Origin of the sequence: Microbacterium sp. NPDC088619, from assembly GCF_044752825.1 — a bacterium.
Taxonomy (GTDB): Bacteria; Actinomycetota; Actinomycetes; order Actinomycetales; family Microbacteriaceae; genus Microbacterium.
The window spans coordinates 620443-643132 of sequence record NZ_JBIVLZ010000002.1; the positions used below are offsets into that span (position 1 = coordinate 620443).

Annotated in this window: 22 protein-coding genes; 11 read left to right on the forward strand and 11 right to left on the reverse strand. The window is 70.4% G+C overall.

Annotation, left to right across the window (positions count from 1 at the left end; translation table 11 throughout):
• Positions 1-30 precede the first annotated feature (30 nt).
• The 6 genes from ACIP5T_RS17575 to ACIP5T_RS17600 all read left to right on the forward strand — a co-directional run bounded on the left by ACIP5T_RS17575 (position 31) and on the right by ACIP5T_RS17600 (position 8353).
• On the forward strand, positions 31-4614 hold the full coding sequence (locus tag ACIP5T_RS17575) for an ATP-dependent helicase (RefSeq protein ID WP_400866325.1): 4584 nt from the start codon (positions 31-33) through the stop codon (positions 4612-4614).
• A gap of 34 nt (positions 4615-4648) precedes the next feature.
• On the forward strand, positions 4649-5506 hold the full coding sequence (locus tag ACIP5T_RS17580; RefSeq protein WP_400866328.1) for an EI24 domain-containing protein: 858 nt from the start codon (positions 4649-4651) through the stop codon (positions 5504-5506).
• Positions 5506-6279: a DNA-formamidopyrimidine glycosylase family protein gene (locus tag ACIP5T_RS17585; protein WP_400866330.1), complete on the forward strand. Its 774-nt coding sequence runs from the start codon at positions 5506-5508 to the stop codon at positions 6277-6279. Before ACIP5T_RS17580 ends, ACIP5T_RS17585 begins: the two co-directional genes overlap by 1 nt.
• Before the next feature lie 82 nt (positions 6280-6361).
• On the forward strand, positions 6362-6769 hold the full coding sequence (locus tag ACIP5T_RS17590; protein ID WP_053097570.1) for a DapH/DapD/GlmU-related protein: 408 nt from the start codon (positions 6362-6364) through the stop codon (positions 6767-6769).
• 54 nt (positions 6770-6823) lie between these two features.
• On the forward strand, positions 6824-7564 hold the full coding sequence (locus ACIP5T_RS17595; RefSeq protein ID WP_400866334.1) for a LysR substrate-binding domain-containing protein: 741 nt from the start codon (positions 6824-6826) through the stop codon (positions 7562-7564).
• A gap of 66 nt (positions 7565-7630) precedes the next feature.
• A complete protein-coding gene (locus ACIP5T_RS17600) occupies positions 7631-8353 on the forward strand; it encodes a GMP synthase (RefSeq protein ID WP_400866336.1) in 723 nt (240 codons plus the stop codon).
• 63 nt (positions 8354-8416) lie between these two features.
• Here the strand turns inward: ACIP5T_RS17600 and ACIP5T_RS17605 are convergent, their stop codons facing one another.
• Together ACIP5T_RS17605 and ACIP5T_RS17610 are read right to left on the reverse strand one after the other, a co-directional pair.
• On the reverse strand, positions 8417-8875 hold the full coding sequence (locus tag ACIP5T_RS17605) for a glutaminase (RefSeq protein WP_400866339.1): 459 nt from the start codon (positions 8873-8875) through the stop codon (positions 8417-8419).
• Complete coding sequence (locus tag ACIP5T_RS17610) at positions 8872-10086, reverse strand: cation:proton antiporter (protein ID WP_400866341.1); 1215 nt, start codon at positions 10084-10086, stop codon at positions 8872-8874. Before ACIP5T_RS17610 ends, ACIP5T_RS17605 begins: the two co-directional genes overlap by 4 nt.
• Positions 10087-10171: 85 nt before the next feature.
• Here ACIP5T_RS17610 and purU point away from each other — a divergent pair, with 85 nt between their 5' ends.
• Positions 10172-11023, forward strand: a complete 852-nt coding sequence (purU, locus tag ACIP5T_RS17615; RefSeq protein WP_400866344.1) for a formyltetrahydrofolate deformylase — start codon at positions 10172-10174, stop codon at positions 11021-11023.
• 1 nt (position 11024) lies between these two features.
• On the opposite strand, the gene ACIP5T_RS17620 is transcribed toward purU, so the two are convergent.
• Positions 11025-12071, reverse strand: a complete 1047-nt coding sequence (locus ACIP5T_RS17620; RefSeq protein ID WP_400866346.1) for an NAD(P)H-dependent flavin oxidoreductase — start codon at positions 12069-12071, stop codon at positions 11025-11027.
• A 103-nt stretch (positions 12072-12174) separates the two neighbouring features.
• Here ACIP5T_RS17620 and ACIP5T_RS17625 point away from each other — a divergent pair, with 103 nt between their 5' ends.
• Both ACIP5T_RS17625 and ACIP5T_RS17630 read left to right on the forward strand, forming a co-directional pair.
• Complete coding sequence (locus ACIP5T_RS17625) at positions 12175-12447, forward strand: DUF6412 domain-containing protein (RefSeq protein WP_400866348.1); 273 nt, start codon at positions 12175-12177, stop codon at positions 12445-12447.
• A 61-nt stretch (positions 12448-12508) separates the two neighbouring features.
• Complete coding sequence (locus tag ACIP5T_RS17630) at positions 12509-13270, forward strand: YidC/Oxa1 family membrane protein insertase (RefSeq protein ID WP_400866349.1); 762 nt, start codon at positions 12509-12511, stop codon at positions 13268-13270.
• A gap of 10 nt (positions 13271-13280) precedes the next feature.
• Here ACIP5T_RS17630 and ACIP5T_RS17635 read toward each other — a convergent pair whose 3' ends face one another.
• From ACIP5T_RS17635 to ACIP5T_RS17645, 3 genes are all read right to left on the reverse strand, one after another.
• A complete protein-coding gene (locus ACIP5T_RS17635; protein ID WP_400866352.1) occupies positions 13281-14243 on the reverse strand; it encodes an EamA family transporter in 963 nt (320 codons plus the stop codon).
• Between the two features lie 44 nt (positions 14244-14287).
• The gene (locus ACIP5T_RS17640) at positions 14288-15172 is read right to left on the reverse strand and encodes an SDR family oxidoreductase (protein ID WP_400866355.1); all 885 of its coding nucleotides are present in this window, start codon (positions 15170-15172) and stop codon (positions 14288-14290) included.
• Between the two features lie 159 nt (positions 15173-15331).
• On the reverse strand, positions 15332-15676 hold the full coding sequence (locus ACIP5T_RS17645; protein WP_400866357.1) for an ATP-dependent DNA ligase: 345 nt from the start codon (positions 15674-15676) through the stop codon (positions 15332-15334).
• Between the two features lie 216 nt (positions 15677-15892).
• Between ACIP5T_RS17645 and ACIP5T_RS17650 the strand changes: the two genes are divergently transcribed.
• Both ACIP5T_RS17650 and ACIP5T_RS17655 read left to right on the forward strand, forming a co-directional pair.
• Positions 15893-16414, forward strand: a complete 522-nt coding sequence (locus ACIP5T_RS17650) for an FHA domain-containing protein (protein ID WP_400866359.1) — start codon at positions 15893-15895, stop codon at positions 16412-16414.
• Positions 16411-16941 (forward strand): CinA family protein, encoded by a 531-nt coding sequence (locus ACIP5T_RS17655; protein ID WP_400866362.1) that lies wholly within the window; start codon positions 16411-16413, stop codon positions 16939-16941. The genes ACIP5T_RS17650 and ACIP5T_RS17655 overlap by 4 nt, the downstream gene beginning before the upstream one ends.
• 112 nt (positions 16942-17053) lie before the next feature.
• Here the strand turns inward: ACIP5T_RS17655 and ACIP5T_RS17660 are convergent, their stop codons facing one another.
• From ACIP5T_RS17660 to phnC, 5 genes are read right to left on the reverse strand one after another with little or no spacing between them, the layout of a single operon-like run.
• On the reverse strand, positions 17054-18142 hold the full coding sequence (locus ACIP5T_RS17660) for an alcohol dehydrogenase catalytic domain-containing protein (protein ID WP_400866364.1): 1089 nt from the start codon (positions 18140-18142) through the stop codon (positions 17054-17056).
• Positions 18143-18151: 9 nt separating this feature from the next.
• Entirely contained in the window at positions 18152-18886 is a 735-nt protein-coding gene (locus tag ACIP5T_RS17665) for an HAD family hydrolase (RefSeq protein WP_400866367.1), read from the reverse strand.
• Entirely contained in the window at positions 18883-20037 is a 1155-nt protein-coding gene (locus tag ACIP5T_RS17670; protein WP_400866370.1) for a TIGR03364 family FAD-dependent oxidoreductase, read from the reverse strand. Before ACIP5T_RS17670 ends, ACIP5T_RS17665 begins: the two co-directional genes overlap by 4 nt.
• Entirely contained in the window at positions 20034-21761 is a 1728-nt protein-coding gene (gene phnE, locus ACIP5T_RS17675) for a phosphonate ABC transporter, permease protein PhnE (protein ID WP_400866372.1), read from the reverse strand. The genes ACIP5T_RS17670 and phnE overlap by 4 nt, the downstream gene beginning before the upstream one ends.
• Positions 21758-22603: a phosphonate ABC transporter ATP-binding protein gene (gene phnC, locus ACIP5T_RS17680; protein WP_400866375.1), complete on the reverse strand. Its 846-nt coding sequence runs from the start codon at positions 22601-22603 to the stop codon at positions 21758-21760. The genes phnE and phnC overlap by 4 nt, the downstream gene beginning before the upstream one ends.
• Between the last annotated feature and the right edge of the window lie 87 nt (positions 22604-22690).

Below are 22690 nucleotides of genomic sequence, written 5' to 3' on the forward strand. Positions count from 1 at the left end.
GATGTCGGTGGCTCGGGTGATGATGGAGGGATGAGCGACGTGCTCGACCGCTTCACCCCTGCCACGCAAGACTGGTTCCGGGGTGCCTTTCCCGAACCCACACCCGCGCAGGCCGGCGCGTGGAATGCGATCTCAGCCGGCAAACACGCCCTCGTCGTCGCGCCGACAGGGTCGGGCAAGACCCTGTCCGCATTCCTCTGGGCGATCGACAGCGTGTTCCGCGAGCGCTCCGCGCAGCCCACCCCGCCCGCGAAGGCCGCGGACTCCTCGCGCACGCGCATTCTCTACATCTCGCCGTTGAAGGCACTGGGCGTCGACGTCGAGCGCAACCTGCGCTCCCCTCTCATCGGCATCGGACAGTCGGCCAGGCGCCTCGGCGTCGAGGCCCCCTCCGTGACGGTCGGCGTGCGCTCGGGAGACACCACCTCGAGCGACCGCCGCAAGCTGGTCTCCGATCCGCCCGACATCCTCATCACGACCCCCGAGTCGCTCTATCTGATGCTCACCAGTCGCGCCGGTGAGACCCTGCGCGATGTGCACACCGTCATCATCGACGAGGTGCACGCGGTCGCCGCGACCAAACGCGGCGCCCATCTTGCGGTGAGCCTCGAGCGTCTCGACGCCCTGCGACGCACGCACGGCCACGACGAGCCGGCGCAGCGCATCGGCCTGTCGGCGACCGTGCGTCCGATCGACGAGGTCGCGCGGTTCCTCGGCGGCGCGGCTCCGGTCGAGATCGTCGCGCCGCCCGCATCGAAGACATTCGAGCTCGGCGTCGTCGTCCCGATGGATGACATGACCAACCCGCCTCCGCCGCCAGGCGCCCCGAAAGACGCCGGCGATGCCACGGATGCGGAGTACACCGAGGTCACCGGCTCCGTGTGGCCCCACGTCGAGGAGGCGATCGTCGATCGCATCCTGCAGAACAAGTCGACCATCGTGTTCTCCAACTCGCGTCGCCTCGCCGAGCGCCTCACCGGGCGACTCAACGAGATCTACTCCGAGCGCATCGGCGTCGCGCTGCCCGAGGCGTCCGTACCGGCAGCCATGATGGCGCAGGCGGGTGCCACCGCCGGAGCAGACCCCGTGCTCGCCAAGGCGCACCACGGGTCGGTCTCGAAGGAGCAGCGCGCCCAGGTCGAGGAGGAGCTCAAGTCCGGCGTCCTGCGGTGCGTCGTCGCGACGAGCAGCCTCGAACTCGGCATCGACATGGGAGCGGTCGACCTGGTGATCCAGGTCGAGGCGCCGCCCTCGGCGGCCTCGGGTCTGCAGCGCGTGGGTCGAGCCGGCCACCAGGTCGGCGAGATCAGCCGCGCGGCGCTGTTCCCCAAGCACCGCGGCGACGTGCTGCACACCGCGATCGTCACCGAGCGGATGCTGGCGGGCAAGATCGAGGCGATCCAGGTCCCTCGCAATCCGCTCGACATCCTCGCTCAGCAGACGGTCGCCGCCAGTGCCCTCGGTGAGATCAGCGTCGAGGAGTGGTTCGAGACCGTGCGCCGGTCCGCGCCGTTCCAGTCGCTCCCCCGGTCGGCCTACGAGGCGACCCTCGATCTGCTCGCCGGACGCTATCCCTCCGACGAGTTCGCCGAACTGCGCCCTCGTCTGGTGTGGGACAGAGACGCCGGCACGCTGACCGGTCGCCCCGGCGCCCAGCGCATCGCCGTCACCAGCGGCGGCACGATCCCCGACCGCGGGCTCTTCGGCGTGTTCGTCGCCGGGGAGTCGACAGGTGCCCGCGTCGGCGAGCTCGACGAGGAGATGGTCTACGAGTCGCGCGTCGGCGACGTGTTCACGCTCGGCACGACGAGCTGGCGCATCGCCGAGATCACGCATGACCGGGTCAACGTCATCCCCGCGTACGGCCAGCCGGGCAAGGTGCCGTTCTGGCACGGCGACGGAATCGGCCGCCCGTTCGAACTCGGCGAAGCGCTCGGCAAGTTCTCGCGAGAGGTATCGGCTGCGACGCCCGAGAAGGCTGCTCAGAGACTCATCGAGGCGGGACTCGACGAGCAGGCCCGGATGAATCTGATGGCGCATCTCACCGAGCAGCGGGAGGCGACGGGCACCCTGCCCACCGACCGCACCCTCACGGTCGAGCGCGGGCGCGACGAGGTCGGCGACTGGCGGGTCATCCTTCATTCCCCTTACGGCATGAAGGTGCACGCGCCGTGGGCCCTGGCCATCAACGCCCGCATCCGCGAGCGCCTCGGCGTCGAGGGCTCGGCGGTCGCGAGCGACGACGGCATCATCGTGCGCATCCCGGATGCCGAGGCCGAGCCTCCCGGCGCCGAGCTCTTCGTGTTCGACCCCGACGAGCTCGAGCAGCTCGTCACGCAGGAGGTCGGCGGATCGGCGCTGTTCGCCTCCCGCTTCCGCGAGTGCGCTGCCCGCGCGCTGCTGATGCCGCGGATGAACCCGAACAAGCGCACCCCGCTGTGGCAGCAGCGCCAGCGCTCTGCGCAGCTGCTCGAAGTCGCGCGTCGGCATCCGACGTTCCCGGTGATCCTGGAGACCCTGCGCGAGGTTCTGCAGGACGTGTACGACCTGCCGTCGCTGCGCAAGCTGGCCGTGTCGATCGCCGACCGACGCATCCGACTCGTCGAGACGCAGCCGTCCCAGCCCTCGCCGTTCGCACGTGATCTGCTCTTCGGCTACGTGGGTGCGTTCATGTACGAGGGCGATTCGCCCCTTGCCGAGCGCCGGACGGCCGCCCTCTCCGTCGACCCCGCGCTGCTCGGCGAGCTGCTCGGCACGGTCGAGCTCCGCGAGCTCCTCGATCCCGACGTCATCACCCAGTTCGAGCGCGAGGCGCAGCGACTCGACCCCGAACGACGCGCGCGGGGCCTCGAGGGCGTCGCCGACCTGCTGCGCATGCTCGGTCCGATGGATGCCGCCGAGATCGACGCGCGACTCGATCCCGAGACGGGCTCGGCGTCCGAGCACCTCGATGCGCTGATCGCCGCCCGCCGAGCGATCCCCGTCACCGTCGCCGGCACCACGCGCATCGCGGCGATCGAGGACGCCGGCCGTCTGCGCGATGCGCTCGGCGCTGCGCTGCCCACCGGCATCCCCGTCGCGTTCCTCGAACCCCTGGCTGATCCCCTCGGCGACCTCGTCGCGCGATATGCCCGCACGCACGGACCCTTCACGACGGATGCCATCGCGACGCGCTTCGGTCTGGGCGCGGCCGTCGCCCGACACACGCTGCAGCGGCTGGAGCACTCGGGCAGGCTGACCAGCGGCTACTTCCTGCCGGAGGCCTCCGGCTCCGGCAACGAGACCGAATGGTGCGACACCGAGGTGCTGCGTCGCCTGCGGATGCGGTCGCTCGCCGCGATCCGAGGCAGCGTCGAGCCGGTGTCTCCCGAGGCGTACGCGCGGTTCCTCCCCGACTGGCAGCACCTCGGCCGTCCCCTCGAAGGACTCGACGGCGTGCTCGCCGTGATCGAGCAGTTCGCCGGCGTGCCGATTCCCGCCAGCGCCTGGGAGTCGCTGGTGCTTCCCTCCCGCGTGCGCGACTACTCCCCCGCCCTGCTCGACGAGCTGACGGCCGCGGGAGAGGTCATCTGGTCCGGTCACGGCACGCTGCCCGGTCGTGACGGCTGGGTGTCGCTGCACCCCGCGGATCTCGCGCCCTTCACCCTCCCAGAGCCCGACGAAGAGATCGCCGCCGACTCTCTCGAGGCACGCGTTCTGGCGGCACTCGACGCAGGCGGAGCCTATTTCGCGGGCCAGCTGAAAGACATGGCCGGTGCCGACAACGAGCAGTCGGTGCTCGAGGCGCTGTGGTCGCTGACCTGGGCAGGGCGAGTGACGAACGACACATTCGCGCCGATCCGATCGCTGCTGGCCGGAGGATCGCAGGCCCACCGCGTGACCCGACGCGCCCCGCGCACGCGCACCTACCGGGGCATGTCGCTCGCCCGCACGGCGCCTCGCCCCTCGTCGATCGGCGGACGCTGGTCGCTGCTCCCCTCGGTCGACACGGATGCCGCTCGACGCGCGACCGTCACCGCGGGGCTGCTCCTCGACCGCTACGGCGTCGTCACACGAGGCGCGGTGCAGGCCGAGGGCGTGCCAGGCGGCTTCGCCCAGACCTACCGGGTGCTCGCCGGATTCGAAGAGGCGGGGCACTGCCGCCGCGGCTACGTGATCGAACGACTCGGAGCGGCGCAGTTCGCGGCATCCGCCACCGTCGATCGCCTGCGCACGTTCGCCGGGCTCGCCGATCCGCCTCCGCGCAACGCCGTCACGCTCGCCGCGACCGACCCCGCCAACCCCTATGGCGCGGCTCTCGGCTGGCCCAAGCGCGATGAGGTCTCGCATCGCCCTGGACGCAAGGCCGGCGGCCTGGTGGTGATCGTCGACGGTTCGCTCGTGCTCTACCTCGAACGGGGTGGACGCACGGTGCTGTGTTTCACCGACGACTCCGAGGTGCTGCGAGCCGCGGCATCCGACCTCGCCGCGACGGCCCGTGCGCGCCGACTCGACACCCTCACGGTCGAGAAGGTCAACGGCGAAGGCGTCTACGGCACCGAGCTCGCCCTGGCCCTGCAAGACGCCGGGTTCGTCGCGACGCCGCGCGGCTACACCCTGCGCAAGGCGATCTGAGCGACGCCATGATCTCTCCTCCTAGGCTGGATCCATGATCGGGGAATTCGTCTACGGCATCCGCACTCTGTTGCGCGGCTTCGGCACCTGGCGACGTCGCCCCGGCCTGATGGCCCTCGGACTCCTGCCCGGCCTCATCGCGGCGCTCGTGCTGCTCGCCGGTCTCGTTCCGCTCGCGCTGTCGCTCGCGCCGATCTCCGACGCCCTGACGCCCTTCGCCGACGGTTGGATCCCCGCCTGGCGATCCGCCTTCAGAGCTGCTGTCGGCATCGTGATCTTCGTCGCCGCCCTCGCTCTCGCGAGCGCAGTGTTCAGCGCACTCGCCCTGGCGATCGGCGACCCGTTCTACCAGCGCATCTGGCGGGCCGTCGAGGCCGACCTCGGCGATGCGCCGCCATCCGACGGCGGTGGATTCTGGATGGCGGTCGGCGAGGGCCTGCGGCTGGTGCTCCTCGGCATCCTGATCGCGATCCTCGTGCTGCTGCTCGGCCTCATCCCCCTCGTAGGCGGAGTCCTCGCGGCGGTCGGCGGCGTCGTGCTGTCGGGGCGGATGCTCGCACGCGAGCTCACGGCGCGGGCCTTCGACGCCCGCGATCTCACCCCCGCAGACCGTGCCGTGCTGTTCCGCGGCAGCCGGGCACGAGTGCTCGGATTCGGCGTGGCGACGCAGCTGTGCTTCCTGATCCCCGGTGGCGCCGTCGCCGTGATGCCCGCCGCCGTCGCAGGCGCCACGACTCTCGCCCGCACCATGCTGGAGCGCACGCCGCTGCCGCAGCACACGCCGATGCAGCCGGATCCGCTGCATCCCGCGCATCCCGCGCCGCCCGCGCCGCCCGCTCCCGGCAGCGTCTCCGCGCCCCTGCCACCACCCGCCGGATCCGGGCGCGTCTGATGCCCGAGGGCGACACCGTCTTCCGCGCGGCCAGACGTCTCGACGAGGCGCTGGTCGGCGCCGAGGTGACGCGCTTCGACCTCCGCGTGCCGCGCTTCGCGACCCTTGATCTCACGGGTCAGCCGATCATCGCCTCGATCGCCCGAGGCAAGCACCTGCTGCTGCGCATCGGCGACAGCACACTGCATTCCCATCTGCGCATGGACGGCGCCTGGCTGGTCTATCGGGCAGGTGAGAGATGGCGGCATCCGGCGTTCAAGGTGCGCGCGATCGTCGGCACCGCACAGCGCGAGGCGGTGGGCATCGACCTGGCCGAGATCGAGGTGGTGCCGACCCGCGATGAAGACGAGCTCGTCGGATACCTCGGGCCGGATCCCCTCGGCCCCGACTGGGACGCCGCAGAGGCCGCCAGACGCGTCGGCGCCGACGTCCGCAGCATCCACGTCGCCCTGCTCGATCAGCGCAACGTCGCGGGGTTCGGCAACGAGTACGCCGCCGAACTCCTGTTCCTGCGCGGGATCCTGCCGACCACCCCCGCGCCGGAGGTCGACGTGCCTGCGCTGCTGGACCTCGGTGTGCGCACGATCCGAACCAACCGCGATCGCCGCCACCGCACCTTCACCGGAGTCGATCGGCCCGGTCAGGGAACATGGGTCTACGGCCGCTCCGGCAAGCCCTGCCGCCGCTGTGGAACGCTCATAGAACGCGGCGAGCTGGGCGCGGATCCGACCCGCGAGCGCATCACCTTCTGGTGCCCCGTGTGTCAGCGATGACCCGCATCCATGCTCGGGAATGAATCACGCACCCCCGTGGTTATTGATATATCCGGAGAACTCCGGAGCACGGGGAGGAATCGTGGGTAAGAACTACGTCGACATCGAGAACGACCAGGGCGCCACGCTGCGATACCGCAAGCACGCCAACGGTCGCGGTCTCGTCGCGCACGGCGCGAAGGTCCATCCGAAGGCGCACATCGAAGCGGGCGCCTACATCGAACCCGGTGCGCGCATCGGCGCCGGGGCGACCATCGCCCGCGGCGCATGGATCGAACCGGATGCCGTGATCGGCGAGGGTGCGCACGTCGACGCGCACGCGCACATCGGCCAGGGCGCCGCCGTCGGCGACGGCGCGCACATCGGCGTCCGCACCGAAGTCGGGGCAGGTGCTCGCATCGTGCGCGGTGCTCGCATCGGTGACGACGAGACGGTCGCCGCAGGGCTGACGGTCGCCACCGACCCCAAGGGGCTGTGGCTCGCGGCCTGATCAGCGACCCGGCCTCCGGCCGCCTCACCGCATCCTCCGGGTACCCTGGAGCACATGGCGACTCAGGGACGACGACCGGCAGGGCGTGCCGGCAAAGGCTCGCCCGTGCGACGCAACAGGGCGGCACCGGCGCAGCGTTTCCCTGCACCGAAGCCCCCGAAGAAGACCGCCAAGGTCGTGTTCGATGCGCCGGAGGCCGAGTCCGAGGAGCCGCGCACGTTCCGGCTGGGCGTCGTGCCCGGAGCCACGCCCGGCAGGTGGATCGACGCCTGGAAGCAGCGGATGCCGCACGTGCCCGTCGAACTCGTGCCCGTGCAGGTCGCCGATCAGAACGCGGCGCTCGATGATCTCGACGCCGCGCTGGTGCGCCTGCCGCTGACCGACGAGAACCTGCACGTCATCACGCTCTATGACGAAGTGCCCGTCGTGGTCGCCTCCATCGACTCTCACCTGCTCGCCGCGGACGAGCTGAGCATCGCAGACCTCGCGGGCGAGATCGTGATGACCCCCACCGACGATCCTCTGGGTCCGATCGACATCCCCGGTGCCCTCGTCCCCGCTTTCGCACCGATGCCGGTCTCGGAGGGGATCGCGACTGCTGCCGCCGGAACCGGGATCATGGTCGTCCCCATGTCTCTCGCGCGTCTGCACCACCGCAAGGACGTCGACCACCGCCGCCTGGTCGACGGACCGACGTCGACGGTCGCCCTGGCCTGGCGCCGCGACCACACGACCCCCGATGTCGAGACGTTCATCGGAATCGTGCGCGGTCGCACATCCAACTCGTCACGATGACTCGAGCGTGACCTCTCGATGACGGCGGTGACGGCGACCCCCTCCTGTCGTCGTTAGACTCTCGTGGTGGTCTCGCTTCTCTACGTCTGTGTGCGCCCCGAGCTCGGGGCGGCCGACGCCGAGCACGCTTCGTTCCGACGGGCGCTCGGCGTCGACGTCGTCGACCGCCTCGACCTGCTCACCGAACCGCTCGACCCCGCCCGCCTCTCGCGATACAGCGGCGTCGTCGTCGGGGGCTCGCCCTTCAACGTGAGCGACGCCGAGAAGTCTTCGGTGCAGCTCCGCGTCGAAGCCGATCTCGAGCACATCGCCCGGCTGGCGATCGAACGCAGGATCGCGGCGTTCTTCACCTGCTTCAGCATCGGCGTGGTGACGCGGATGCTGGGCGGCGAGGTCACGTCGGACACCCCGGAGTCGGCCAGCGCCACCGTGATCGAGACGACCGAGGCCGGCGCGGCGGATCCGGTGTTCGGTCCGAGCTCCCCCGCTCTCACGGTCTTCACCGCCCACAAGGAGAGCGCCGCAGCTCTGCCGCAGGGTGCGGTGCTGCTCGCCACGAACGACACCTGCCCGGTGCAGGCCTACCGGGTCGGCACGCATCTCTACACGGCGCAGTTCCACCCCGAGCCCACGCCCAGGGACTTCGCCGACCGGATGACGTTCTACCGCACGACGGGATACTTCGACCCCGACGAGTTCGACGTCGTGCAGGGGCAGGTGCTGTCGGCATCGGTGACGGAGGGCGCGGCCCTGCTGCGCCGCTTCGCGCAGACGTTCGCCGCGGCCTGACAGAGCAGCCTGACACCGCAGCCTGACACCGCGGCCTCACGCGCGCAGGCGTGCCGTCGGGCATCAGCCGCGCAGCAGGTCCACGCGTTCACGAAGGTATGCCTCGAGCGGCATCCATCCGCCGGCGCTGCTCCACCGCACCGACGGCACGGAGTCGATCGTCGCGAGCGGGCCTGATGCGCCACCCGAATCCACGGCGGCGAGGTCGATCACCGACCACCCGACGTGCACGACGTCGCCCTCGTCGAATCCGCCCCGCAGCGCCAGCGCTCGTCGCTCGGCGCGCTCGCGCGCGGACTCGGCCGTGTAGCCGCGGCGGCCGGGGTCGGCAGCGCGCAGCACCTCGGCAGTCGCCAGAGCATGCGTCTCGGTGAGCAGCAGCACTCCGAGGTGCCATGCCTCGCCCACCCGCACGATGCGGCGCCCGCGCCACCGTGAGTCCCGCTCTTCGCCGAGTCCCTCCCGGGGCTGGCCTGAGAGCGCGCGCACGGTGTCGGCGACGAGCGCGGTTGCCGTCGTCACAGCTCTCCCTGGGGTGTCGCGCGAACGAGCCGGGGATCGACCAGACGCGCCGCATCTCCACGGATCAGCATGCCGATCAGCGGGAAGAGCAGCACCGACAGCATCCCGGCGCCGACGAGCGCCGCGGCCGTGCCGGTGTCGATCATCTTCTGGTCCACACCGATCGCCGTCACGGCGACGATGATCGGCAGGCCCGTGGCGGCCAGCAGCCCCAGCGCCGTGCGGTCCCTGACGCTCGCACCGGCAGGAGCCGAGAGCTGCGCGGTGGTGCCGCGGAGCACCAGCAGCGCGACGAGGAACAGGGGCAGCATCAGCATCGCCGACGACGAACCGGTGAGCGCCTGCAGGTCGAAGTTCACGCCGGTGTAGAGGAAGAAGATCGGCACGAGCAGCCCGAACGCGATGGCCTCGAGCTTGGTCTCCATCGCCTCGGCGTCCTTCTTCGGCGCACGGGCCATGATGATCCGCCACACGGCTCCCGCGACGAATGCGCCGAGGAGCATGTCGAGATCGAGCATCACGCTGAGGCCGACCAGCGCCGCGATGAGCAGCAGCACGAAGCGCACGCCGAACTGGTCGGAGGTGTGCAGCGTCGCGCGTACGAACGAGTGCAGCCGCCCGTGCGGCATCCGATGAGCCATCAGCACGGCGAGGCCGGCGAGCACCACGAACGTGAGCAGCACCGCCGCGGCGATCGGCGTCGTGCGCGTGCTGAGGAAGAGCGAGATCGCGATCAGCGGGAGGAACTCGCCGACGGCTCCGATCACGGTGACGGCACGACCGAACGGGGTGTCCGTCTCTTTCGCATCCCTGAGGATCGGCATCAGCGTGCCGAGTGCCGTGGAGCTGAGGGCGATGGCGATCACGACCATCCCCTCACCCGGTGCGAGGAAGAACCCGATCGCGATCCCGAGCACGACGCTGATGCCCCAGCCGGTCGAGGCCCGCACGAGCGGTCGCCCCGAGACGGCCCGGAAGTCGATCTCGGACCCCGCGATGAAGAAGAGCATCGCGAGACCGAAGTCGCTGAGCTTCTCGAGAATGGGCGTCGGCTCGACCCAGCCGAGCACGGCCGGCCCTGCGAGAATCCCGAGCACGAGCTCGAACACGATGATCGGCACGCGGATGACGGGGCGGATGCCGCGCGCCAGCAGCGGCGCTGCCACGGCGAGCAGCGGGATGAGCACCAGTCCGAGATCGCCCGCGTTCACAGTCTCAGAGTAGCGAGAGTGCGCCCGCGATTCGCCCGGTGGTCGCATCCACGGCAGAATCGATGCACACCCCCGAGGAGCCCCCATGTCTCAGCCCGACACCGCCCGCCTGCTCATCGCCTGCGACGACCAGCCCGGCATCGTCGCCGCGGTCGCCGGAGTGCTCGCAGCGCACGGCGCGAACATCATCTCGCTCGACCAGCATTCGACCGACTCCGAGGGCGGTCGGTTCTTCCAGCGCACCGTGATCCACCTGCCCGGCCTGTCGGCCGCCCGCATCGTTCTCGAAGCCGATCTCGCGCAGGTCGGCGACCGGTTCGGCATGGAGTGGTCGCTGCACGACACCGCACGACGCAAGCGTGTCGCGATCTTCGTGTCGAAGTACGACCACTGCCTGATGGAGCTGCTGTGGCGCACCCAGCGCGGCCAGCTCGACATCGACATCACGATGGTCGTCTCGAATCATCCGGATCTGGCGGAGTCGGTGCGCTCGTTCGGCGTGCCGTTCGTGCACATCCCCTCGGGGGACAAGCAGGCGATGGAGCAGCGTCAGCTCGAGCTCCTCCGCGGGAACGTCGATCTCGTCGTGCTCGCCCGGTACATGCAGATCCTGACCGATGACTTCATCACCGGCCTCGACGCTCCGGTGATCAACATCCACCACTCCTTCCTGCCGGCGTTCATCGGGGCAAACCCGTATGCCCGCGCGAAGGACCGCGGCGTGAAGCTGATCGGCGCGACCGCGCACTATGCGACGGCCGACCTCGACGAGGGTCCGATCATCGAGCAGGACGTGACCCGCGTCACGCACTCCGAGTCGGCGGCCGATCTGCAGAGCCGCGGCGCCGACGTCGAGCGCCTGGTGCTCGCGCGGGCCGTGCAGTGGCATGCCGAGGACCGCGTGATCGTGCACGGCCGCTCGACCGTCATCCTCTGAGTCAGGGCTTCTGCGGCGCCCCGGCGAGCATCTCGGCGAAGGCCTCGGCCGCCGTCGGATAGTCGGCGAGCGGTGCCCCCTGGCCCATCCACAGCGACTGCAGCTCACCGAGGTTCTGCTCGCCCGCTGCCGCGCGGAATCGGCCGGTGAGCCAGTTCTGCATCGGGAACGGGGCGATCATGCCGCCGGCCTCGATCGCACGGACGACCCGGTTTCGGGCACCCCTGGCGAGGCGCCCGCTCATCGCCTTCGTGAGCACGGTGCCGTCGGCAGGCGTGGCGCGGATGGCGTCGCGATGCGCCTGGTTCGCCGCCGACTCCGCGGTCGCGAGGAAGGCTGTGCCGACCTGCACGGCCGAGGCCCCGAGCGCGAACGCGGCGGCGACCCCGCGTCTGTCGGCGATGCCGCCGGCCGCGATGACCGGGATATCCACGGCATCGACGACCTGCGGCACGAGCGCGAAGGTCCCGACGAGCGACTCCTCGGCCGGACGGAGGAACGACACCCGGTGGCCGCCGGCCTCGAAGCCGGTCGCGACGACGGCATCCACCCCTGCGTCCGCGAGCGCGACGGCTTCGGCCACGGTCGTCGCGGTTCCCACGACACGGATGCCGCGGCGGTGCGCCTCGTCGACGACGGCCCCGGACGGAACCCCGAAGACCGTGCTGAGCACGGGTGGCGCGGCCTCCCAGATCGCATCGAGCTGCTCCTCGAGCGGTGGCAGGTACCGCTCGGGGCGCGCAGGCACCTCGAGGCCGACGGCGTCGTAGAACGGCTGCAGCGCCTGCGCGAACACGGTGTGCTGCGGGTTCGGCTCGACCTCGTCGCCGGTCGGCAGCCAGATGTTCACGGCGAACGGTCGCGAGGTCGCCTCCCGCAGGGACGCGACCGTCGCACGGATGCGGTCGCCGTCGTAGCCGTACAGCCCGTAGCCGCCCAGTCCCCCCGCGTCGCTGACGGCCGCGGTGAGCGCGACCGACGAGAGTCCGCCGAACGGACCGAGGAGGATGGGGTGTTCGATGCCGAGCAGCGCACGCAGATCAGTCATGTCTCGAGGCTATCTCCGCTCCCCCGCCTCGCGGCGAGCCGCGCGACCGATCCCGCGCTCGGATGCCGGTGATAACCTCGGCGGGAGGGATCAGGAGGCGCGCATGAGCGAGTGGTTCGGGCAGATGCTCGGCTTCATCGCGTCCGCGCTCGGGATCATCGCGATGCCTGATGCCGCAGCGCTCGGTCTCGCGATCGCCGTGATCGCCCTCACGACGCTCACGATCGTCGTCGCGCTGAGCCTCGCACCGCCCTCGCCGAGCACCGCTGTGCACCCGCTCCGGGCGATCGACGTCTCGACTCTGCTCGCCCAGAGCGATCCTGACGCCGCCGGTCACCCGCGCCCTCGTGCGCCGGGAGTCGCCGTTCCCGCGTAGTCCGTCCTCGTACGGGACTGCGCGGCTTCGCCGACCCTTCCCGACACACGAACGGACTTCCATGGACATCTTCGCCTTCCCACCCCTGACCTTTCTGCTCGATGCGGCGTACGGCGCGCTCGCCGGGCTCTCCGCTCTGCTCGAGCCCCTCGCCGGAGCATCTGCCGCAGCCCTCGCCGTGGTGCTCGTGACGCTTCTCGTGCGAGCCCTGCTGATTCCCGTCGGCATCTCGCAGGCGAAGGCCGAACAGACCAGGGCCCGCCTCGCGCCCCGGCTGCGCGAGCTGCAGCGCCGACACAAGAAGAACCCGGAACGCCTCCAGAAGGAGATGCTCGAGCTCTACCGCTCCGAGAACACGTCCCCGTTCGCGGGCATGCTGCCGGTCCTCGCCCAGGCGCCGGTGGTCGGCATCCTGTACACGCTGTTCATCCACCCCGAGATCGCCGGGCACCCGAACGACCTGCTCACGCACGACCTGTTCGGCGCTCCGCTGGGAACGAGCCTCGTCTCGGCGGTCTTCGGCGGCACCGCGACGCCTGCGACGCTGCTCGTGTTCGGCGCGCTGATCGTGGTGATGATCGTGGTGGCCGAGATCACGCGGCGGGTCTTCCGGCCGACGCCGGTCGAGGGCGATTCGCCTCTGAACTCGCCGACGATGCTGAGGGTGACGAGCGCGCTGCACTATCTGACGGCCGTGTTCGCCGTGTTCGTGCCACTCGCGGCCGCGCTCTATCTCACCGTGACCGTCGTCTGGACGCTGGTGCAGCGCATGCTGCTGCGTCGTCGCTACCCCCTGCCCGTGCCTTCCGGGGTCAGCGCCTGAGTCTCGGCGGTCACTCGGGAAGCGGGATCGGCGCCGTGAACGGCCCGGTCTCGTCGCCGCGGTCGTCCGTGCCGGTGTCGTCGTCTCGCGCAGCGGCATCGGCGCGGCGGCGCTGACGCCGCACGCCGAGCGTGGTGCCGACGCTCGCGGCGACGACCAGCGCGATCGCGAGCATCCTGAGCGGAGTCGCGGACTGACCGAGGATCAGCCACCCCGCAAGGGTCGCGAAGGCGGGTTCGAGACTCAGCAGCACGCCGAAAACCCGTTGCGGCAGCCGACGGAGCGCCGCGAGCTCGAAGCTGTAGGGGATCACCGACGACAGCACAGCCGTGACCGAGGCGAGCAACAGCAGTTGCATGTCGCCGGCGACGGTGACCGCGGCGGGCACTCCCACCGGGATCAGCAGCACTGCGGCGACGACGAGTCCGACCGCGAGCCCGCTGCTGCCGGGGATGATCGCACCGACCCGGGCGCTCATGCGGATGTACATCGCCCAGAACACCGCAGCGATCAGGATGAACACGACGCCCAGCGGATCGAGCGGCTCGGCGCCGATCAGACCGTCGACGCCGAGCAGCACCATTCCGAGCAGCGCGACACCCACCCACGCGGCATCGGCGAGACGCCGGGTCAGCACGGCCGCGAGCACGAGCGGCCCGAGGAACTCGATGGCGACAGCGGGACCGAGCGGGATGCGGTCGATCGCCGCGTAGAAGAAGCCGTTCATCGCCGCGAGCGACACTCCGAACAGCACGGCCGCGAGCCACTGCGCCCTCGTCCAACGCAGTGGCTGTGGGCGCACGATGACGACCAGCAGCAGCGCGGCGATCGCCACCCGCAGCGAGGTCACGCCCCAGGGGCCGAGCACCGGGAACAGCTGCGCCGCGACCGCGGCCCCGAACGGCAGCGACAGGCAGGAGCAGACGACGAGTACGACTCCCACGAGCGGACGGGACGACGCGGACTGCTTCACCCCGCAAGCCTACGGCGCAGGGAGGTGCCGACGAACTCCGGCGGTCAGAGGTGCTTACCCCCGGTGACCGCGAGCACGGCACCCGAGGTGTACGACGACTCGGCGGAGGCGAGGTACACGTACGCGCCGGCGAGCTCGGCCGGCTGTCCTGCCCGGCCGAGAGGCGTGTCGGAGCCGAAGGTCTTCACCCGCTCGTCGCTCCATCCGGTGGCCGGGATGAGCGGCGTCCAGATGGGTCCGGGGGCGACCGCGTTCACGCGGATGCCTCGCTCTCCTGCCTCTTCGGCGAGTGCCTTGACGAAAGCGACCTGCGCCGCCTTGGTCATCGCGTAGTCGATGAGGTTCGGCGACGGCTCGAAGGCCTGCACCGACGAGGTCACGATGATGCTCGACCCCGGTTCCAGATGCGGGTAGGCGGCCCTGGCCGAGTAGAGCAGTCCGTAGAGATTGGTCTCGAACACGCGGCGAAGGCGGTCCGTCTCGAGGTTCTCGAAGCCGTCGATGTCATGCTGGTAGGCGGCGTTCAGCACCAGGATGTCCAGGCCGCCGAGCGCGCTCCTCGTCTCGGAGACGACCTCGGTCGCGAAGGCCTCGTCGCGCAGGTCTCCGGCGAGGCTGAGCCCCTGCCTCCCCTCTGCACGGATGAGCTCGATCGTCTCGTCGGCATCCGACTGCTCCTCCGGCATGTGCACGATCGCCACGTCGGCTCCCTCACGGGCGAAGGCGATCGCGACGGCCCGGCCGATTCCGGAGTCGCCGCCGGTGATCAGGGCTCGACGACCCTCGAGACGCGCGTGCCCGACATACGACTTCTCGCCGTGATCGGGAACCGGACGCATCTGGTCGGTCAGCCCCGGCTGGTCCTGCTGCTGACCGGGGAACTCCTCCTGGCGGTGCTGGCTGCGGGGGTCGGGCGTGCTGTCTGCCATGGTGTCTCCTCTACCTCGCGACTCGCGACCACCGTTCGTGGCGCAGGTCGGGCGTCAATCGAGACTCGCGGCCTCTCGACGCCCTCGGCAGGGGGTTGACAATCGGCGCCCCGGTCGAGGAGCGGGGCGCCGAGCGCGAAGCGAGGGTCTGGACCCGACTCAGGACGCGGGCGCGGCGGGCCCGTCGTCGACGACGGGACCGGAAGCCTCCTGAGGCTCGGGCACCAGATACAGACCGCTCGGAGCGTTGGCCGTGAATGCGAGGGCTTCGACCCAGGCGCGGTTGATCGACGGCTGTCGACTGCCGAAGTACTTGAAGACGAGGGAGCTGCCCGGCTGCACCCACACCGTCGTGCGGCCGCCGCCGACGCTCGTGTCCTCGCGCCAGCTGAACGGGAACGGCTCGGCGCGGCGCAGCTTGGCGGTCATCACGAGCTGCAGGTGGGTGAGGGCGCGATCCTCGATCTCGGTCTTCACGCTGCCCTCGTAGATGAACTTGCCCATGCGGCGTCTCCTCAGGTGTACGGGTCTTCGCCTTGAAGTTTATGGGAATCCGAGCCGTCGCCACGTCGACCGAAGCGGCGCGAAACCGCCGATGTGGAGACCTCGCGGTCCGCGATGGACCAGCCGCCCAGACGGGTGCGCAGCTGACCGAAGTCAACCCCCTGCGCTCGGATTCCTTCGCCGCATATCCTGTCAGGGACTGCGAGGAGACCCACCATGAACGCACGACACATCGACGACCGTTCCGACGAGGGCTACACCCCCACGACCACTCACGCCGAGTTCGGCGAGGGCAACCCCCGCCTGCGGGTCACCCGCGACGGCGAGCGAGCGGAGTTCGCCCTCGAGGTCGACGTGGTTCGCATCGGCTCGGCCGCCGACAACGAGCTGCGGCTCGACGGCGCCGACCCCGTGCATGCGACGATCACGCACGACGACCGCGACGAGTACGTGCTGGAGCTGCACGGCGCGGGCGAGATGAACAGCAACCCCGAGGCCACCGCGACCCACCCCGGCGACAGGTCGCAGACGCTGCGGACGGGTGCGCGGTTCACCGTCGGAGAGTGGGAGCTGGTCTACGCCCGCGACGAGTTCGCCGACCACGGTCGCCCCTATGGCGGGCGTCTCGGTGGCGAGTACTCCGATCAGCCGCTGCAGCCGGAGCGCCCCGACTACTCCGACGAGGCGAGCATCGAATCGGATGCTCCGACCCACGCCGACTCCGCTGAGGAGAAGTGACAGCAGAGCACCTGTCGTTGGATCGCCTCAGCGAGGTCGCTACTGAGCGCGGGTTGCGTATCTGCGTCGTCGAGTCACTGACGTCGGGCCGTCTGGCGAGCACGATCGGCGCGGGCGAGAACGCGGGCGACTGGTTCGCCGGCGGCATCGTGGCGTACCTCACCGACGTCAAGGAGACCCTGCTCGGTCTCACGCCGGGAACCGATCCGTGCTCAGCCGAGTGCGCCGAGCATCTCGCCGAGAGCGCTCGACGGCTCTTCGACGCCGACGTCTGCATCTCGACCACAGGCGTCGGAGGCCCCGAGCCCGAGGGCGGACATGATCCGGGCACCGTCTTCGTCGGATGGGCCACCGGCGACGGAGTCGGTCATCGGATGCTGGCGCTCACCGGCGATCCGCAGGAGGTCCTCGACGAGACGGTCGACACCGCGCTGCGGCTGCTCGCCTTCCACGCCGAGGGGATCCGGCCCGCCGGCCCCAGGCGCTCGGGATCCGCGTCGACCGCGCCGGACGAGACAGCGGGCTGAGAGCACTCCGCTCTCAGCCTTCCACCTCTCTCAGCCAGGACCTCTCCCGAGATCCCGGCTCCGCAGGATCCCCGCCTCCGATGGATCCCGGCTCCGCTGGGTCCCTCCGAGTTCAGCGCCCCGGCACGAGTCCGATGCGCAGGGGCGCACCCGGAGCGGATGCCGCGGCGATCGCCTCATCGATGGCCGAGAGCTGCCGCACCTCTCCCACCGCCTCCGCGAACGGGTAGGCGCGTCCTCGTCCGGCGAGGAATCCGACTGCTTCGCCCAGTTCGGCCCCGGTGTAGTTGTGCACGCCGGTCACGGTCACCAGCCGACGCACGATGCTCTCGGCATCGAGCGGCACCGGCTCGGCGGGGAAGACGCTTCCGACGAGCACGACCGTCCCGCCGATGCCGACGCCGGCGATCGCTTCGGACACGGCATGACCCGACGCCTCGATCACGATGTCCGGATCGCGATCGAGCCGGCCGGCGCCGAAACGCGCGGCCAGCGCGACTCGTCCCGGTACGGGGTCGAGCACCTCGACCGTCGCGCCCTGCTCCGCGGCGATCGCGGCTGCCGAGAGCCCGACGAGTCCCGCTCCGTGGATGCGCACGGCTGCGCCCTCGAGGTCGTGGTCGCGTGCTGCTCTGGCGACAGCGGCCCAGGCGGTCGCGGTCGCGCACGATGCCGGCGCGAGCACGGACGCCTGCAGCGACTCGGGCACCCGCACGATCGCGGTTCCGGATCGCACCTGGACGTGCGTGCCGAAGGCGCCGGAGAGATCGCCGTGCACGCCTATCCGGTCGTGGCCGTACTTGCCCAGCGTGCGGCACTTCTGCGGCATGCCCCGAGTGCACCGGTCGCAGGTGCCGCATGAGATGGTGACCGACCAGACCACCCGGTCGCCGATGCGCACCGGGGTGCCGTCGACCGCGACCGCTCCGGCGTCGCCCATGGCGATCACGCGTCCGACGCTCTCGTGGCCGAGCACCAGGGGCACCGGAGCCGATCGTCGCCCCTGCACGGTGTGCACGTCGGACCCGCAGACGGTCGACATCTCGACCGCGACCAGCACGTCGTTGTCGCCGAGAGCGACACCGGGCACCGCGATCGTCTCGTGCGGGTGGCCCTCGCCGATCCAGACCATGGCTGTGGCAGCGGGACGCAGGGCGACGTCGCGGCGATGGCCGGGAGGTCGGATCAGCAGAGTTCCCATGTCAGCCCCTCAGGCGCTGCGGACGAGCGGGAGCAGCCCGCGCTCGGCGAACGCACCGCGAAGACGTGTGACGTCCGAGAGCACGACGTCGGCGCCGGCGAGCTCGAGGGCGCTCGAGTCGTGTGCGCCCGTGAGCACACCGGCCACGAAGCCGGCGCCGGCGCGGCGACCCGACTCGACGTCGCTGACGGTGTCTCCCGCGACGGCGACCGCCGCGACCGACGATGCGTGCGTGCGGATCAGCGCCGTGAGCACGAGGTCGGGTGCCGGGCGGCCCCGCCCCGCGTCGACCGGCGAGAGCGCCAGGTCGACGAGGCCGTGCCACCCGAGGCCGTCGATCAGCGCCTCGCGGGTGACCGGCGCGAATCCGGTCGTGAGCACGACCGTCAGACCGGCATCCTTCAGGCCCTGGATCGCATCCGCGGCCCCGGGGATCTCCGTGACCCCCTGCTCGGCCACGATCTCGGCGTAGGCGCCCTCGAACGCCGCCGTCGCCCGCTCGGCCGCAGCCCGGTCGCCACCGGCAAGATGAGTGAAGACGTCGATCTTGGACTGCCCCATGGTCGCGCGCACGTGGGCGAGCGCGTCGTCCCACGGCATCCGATCTGCGACTCCGGTGCGCTCCGCGGCGCGCTGGAATGCCGTCTCGACGACCCCGTCATCGAGCACCGTGGTGCCGGCCATGTCGAGCACGACGAGCTCGAGTGCGGGACTCGCCGGACCTGTGGGGAGTTGAGTGGTCATGAGGTTCCTTCCATTGCGGGTGCCCACCCGAAGGCGGCGGTGAGATTCTCTTCTGCGAGCCCCAGACCCGTGGTCATTCCGATGCCGGTGGTCGCGGCGAGCACCAGCACCCCCTCCTCGACTCGGTCGATGAGGAAGTCGTGCCGCGCCTTGGCGTAGACGCCCTGCCAGCGCTCCAGCACTCGCGGCACCGGCATGTCGAACAGCGCCTCCGCCTCGGCGAGGAATGCGGCGAAGGCCGCCTCGGGCTGGAACGGCGCTGGCGCCGTCGACGTGGCGTGCGAGTCGCCGATGATCAGCGTGCCGTCGGGCAGCTGCGTGTACATCTGGTTGAGATCGAGTGCCGCGAGGTCGGGGCGCTCGGCGTGCAGGCGTTCGCGGAGAGCGGCGGAGGCCGCACCGCCGTCGAAGCGTCCGTAGCGCACGAGCGACCAGCCGGTGAGCAGCGGAGCCGCGAGCGGATGCTGCACCGTGACCGCCGCTCGCATCATGTCGAGCGCGCACCGCTCGACACCGGCGCGCTCGGCCACCTCCGGAAGCAGCTGGTCGATGTCATGATTGGCCGCGACGACCACGGCGCCGGCCGTGATGGCACCCCTCGTCGTCTCGACGCGTCGTCCGGCGACCGAGGTCACCGCAGTGCGGAAGCGGAAGTCGACCCCGTGCACGGCGAGGTGCCGGACGATCGCCGCCGCGGCGGTGCGCGGATCGGTCTGCAGGTCGGTCTCGATGTGCGCTCCGCCGACGAGCGCCTCCGCGCGGAGCGGGGCGAGACGCAGCAGCTCGTCAGTCTCCAGCATCCGGATGCCGCCGTCTGCCGCTGCGTGCTCGAGCACGGCGATCTCATCTGCGTGGCGCGCGGCGACCAGCGTGCCTGACTCGCGGATCCAGAAGCCCGCATCGTGCGCGAGACGCAGCCAGAGGTCCCGGGAGACATCGGCGTACCGGCGCGCCTCGCCGGTCTGCGCACCGATGCAGAGATGGCCGAAGTTGCGGATGGTCGCCCCGACCGGCGCATCCGCTCTGTCGATCACGATCACCGTCAGACCGCGTCTGACTGCCGCGTAGGCTGCGCCGAGGCCGATGATGCCGGAGCCCACGACGACGACATCTGCGTGTTCACGGTCTCCACCGCGCTGCGTGCCGCTCATCGGAACACCTTGCGCATCCACATCGCGAGTCCTTCGACGACGAGCACCGTGACGAGGATCATCAGCACGATCGCAGTGACGGTCTCGTAACGCGAGCCCTGACTGGCATTGAGCAGGTAGTAGCCGACCCCGCCACCGCCGACGATGCCGAGGATGGTCGCCGCGCGGATGTTCGTGTCGAGCATGTAGAAGCTGTGCCCGATGAGCGCCTGCATCCCCTGCGGCACGGTCGCTGACGCGTAGGTCTGCAGACGCGTGGCGCCGACCGCGCGGAGCGCACGCTCGGGGCCACGGTCGACCTCTTCGAGAGAGTCGGCGATCAGCTTGCCGAGCAGCCCGATGCCGCCGATGGCGAGCGCGATGACTCCGGCCTGCGCACCGAGGCCGGTGATCACGACGAGCACGATCGCGAGGATCAGCTCGGGGATGCCGCGGATGCCGACGAGCAGGAACCGCGCGACGCCTCGTGCACCAGGGCTGGGTGCGACGTTGCTCGCCGCGAGTGAGCCGAGGATGAGCGACGGCAGCAGGGTGAGCACGGTCGCGGCGAGTGCGATCGCGACCGTGTCGCGCATGGCGGCGATCATCGCGGAGGCCTCGTAGCTGCCGAACGACGGCGGCCAGAACCTGGCCGCGACCTCGGGGAGCTTGGCCCAGAAGGTGAAGAAGTCGAGCCAGTTGATCTGGCTGACCACGACGCTGCCGATCACCACGAGCACGGCGACGATGATGCCGCTCGTGTTGCGCACACGCTCTGCCGTCCACGGGCGACGCACCGCCGTCTGAGGGCTGGCCGCCCACGCAGGCGGACCCGCGACCGCCGTTGTCGTCGCGTCACGCAGCCGCGGGTGGATGATGCGGTCGATCCACGAGCGGGTCTGCCTCTGCTGGCCGAGCATCGCCCCGCGCACCAGACTCGACACGATCTCCATCGCGACGCACAGGATGAAGATGACCAGCGCGATGCCGAGACCCCTGCCGTAGTTCAACGACTTGAACGCATAGGACATCTCGAGTCCGAGGCCCGCCACGCCGACGTAGCCGAGCACGACGCTGCCCCGCAGGTTGATGTCGTTGCGGTGCAGCACCGTCGCGACCCAGCTCGGCAGCACCTGGGGAAGGATGCCGGAGGCGAACTCCTGCATCTTCGATCCGCCGGCGGCGCGGATCGCGAGCCTGGGGCCTTCGTCGATCTGCTCGATCGCGTCGGCGAACATCTTCGAGATCATGCCGATCGAATGGATGCCGATCGCGAGAATTCCGGGCAGGGTGCCGAGCGAGAACATGAGCACGAACGCCATGGCGAGCACGACATCGGGCAGCGCGCGCGTCAGGACACCCACGAATCGGGCCGCGGCCCGCCACCCGTTGCCCGGTGTCGTGTTGGAGGCGGCGAGGTAGGCGATCGGCACCGAGAGCACGGCGGCGAGGAGCGTGCCGACGAGCACGAGCCCCACGGTGAGGGCGATCAACCAGGCGAGGTCGGCGGGCTCGGGGAACGAGAGTCCGCCGACGCGGGCCATGAAGTTCTCGGCGTTGCCCCAGCTCTGCACCATCGCCGGGATCGAGATGCCGACCTCGTCGACCGCGAGGACTCCCAGCACCAGGAGCGAGACCAGGGTGAGCCCGGCAGCGATGCGCTCGGCCGAGATCGGGCGCCGGGGGGCGCGATCGGAGACGGTGGAGCGTGCGGGCGCAGCGGGCGCGTCCGAGAGCACGGTCATGAGACCCGGGCCTTGTCGATGTCGGCGACATCGACCGTGATCTCGACGAGCTCATCACGGACGGCGCGGATCTCTGCAGTGGTCGTGGCGACGCGCCCGTAGATCTCCATGACCTCGGCCTTGGTGAGGTCGCCGGTCGGGGTGTCCAGCACGATCTCGCCGTGGCGCAGACCGACGATGCGGTCGGCCCATGAGATCGCGAGGTCGACCTGGTGCAGGCTGCAGACGACGGTGAGTCCCTCGTCGGCGGCGATCTCACGGATCAGCGCCATGACCTGGTCGCTCGACTCGGGATCGAGCGAGGCGACGGGCTCATCGGCGAGCAGGATGTCGGGCTTCTGCATCAGAGCGCGGGCGATGGCGACGCGCTGCTGCTGGCCGCCGGAGAGGGTGTCGCTGCGCTGGTAGGCGCGGTCGAGGAGTCCGACCCGGTCGAGGTGCTCGAGGGCGCGCAGCTTCGCGGCCTTCGAATACCCCCAGAGGCCGAGTCTGGGTCCGCGGACCTCCGACAGCGATCCGGTGAGCACGTTCTCGAGCACCGTGAGCGAAGGCACGAGCTCGAACTGCTGGAAGATGAACCCGACGCGACTGCGGAGCCTGCGCAGCGCCTTGCCCTTGAGGGTCGGCACCGGGGATCCGAGCACTTCGATGTCGCCGGATGTCGGCACTTCGAGTCCGTCGAGGTGCCGCAGAAGCGTCGACTTGCCCGAGCCCGAGAGCCCCAGCAGCACGACGATCTCGCCGCGAGACACCTGCAGCGACGCGTTCTTCAGCGCCGTCGTCGAGCCGAAGGTCTTCGTCACACCGTTCAGGCGGATGAGGGCATCCGATGCCGTGTTCATGTCAGTTCTCCAGTGTCTTCGCGTCGTGCTCGGGGCTGGTCGTGCTCGGGGATGTGTCGTGCTCGGGGTTTGTCCGGTGCGCTGTCT